The 538-nt window shown below is 70.4% G+C and carries 1 protein-coding gene; it reads right to left on the bottom strand.

Features of this window, described 5'->3' with window-relative positions; translation table 11 throughout:
• Positions 1–517 (bottom strand): LacI family DNA-binding transcriptional regulator (locus ADL12_RS24280; protein ID WP_159053269.1); only part of this gene is annotated, 517 nt, incomplete at its 3' end.
• Positions 518–538 lie beyond the last annotated feature (21 nt).

Here is a 538-nt window from a genome sequence, read left to right as displayed (position 1 = left end):
CCGCGAGGTGGTGGACGCAAGCGGCCGCCAGCGCGGTGTGGTCCAGGCCCACCCACCAGCCTCGCTCCGGATGCACGGTGCGGCCGATGGCGACGGAGGGGAAGTCCAGGGCGGCCAGGTGATCGACCCGGTCGTCCTCCAGCCTGATCTCCATCAGGATCGCGCCGTCGACCCGACGCTCCCCCAGCAGCCGCTGGAAGGAACGGTCGCTGTCCACACCGCTCGGCGACAGCAGCACGTCGTAGTCATACGCTGCCGCGGCCTCCACCACACTGCCGATGAAGTCCAGCTGCATGCCCGTGTAGTGGTTCCCGGCCGGCGGAAAGACCAGGCCGATCGTGCTGGTCCGCCCGTTGGCCAGGGCGCGTGCACTGGCGCTGGGCCGGTAGCCCAGCTCGTCGACGACCCGCTGGATCTTCCGGCGCGTGTCCTCCGACACCGGGCGCTTCCCGCTCAGCGCGTAGGACACGGTGCTCCGCGAGACACCGGCCCGCCGGGCGATCTCACCGATGTTCACGGGAACTCCTTGCTCGAACCG

It is taken from the genome of Streptomyces regalis (genome assembly GCF_001509475.1).
Classification (GTDB): Bacteria; Actinomycetota; Actinomycetes; order Streptomycetales; family Streptomycetaceae; genus Streptomyces; species Streptomyces regalis.
The sequence above is the reverse complement of the archived record's forward strand: the minus strand, read 5'-3'. Positions and strand labels throughout refer to the sequence as shown.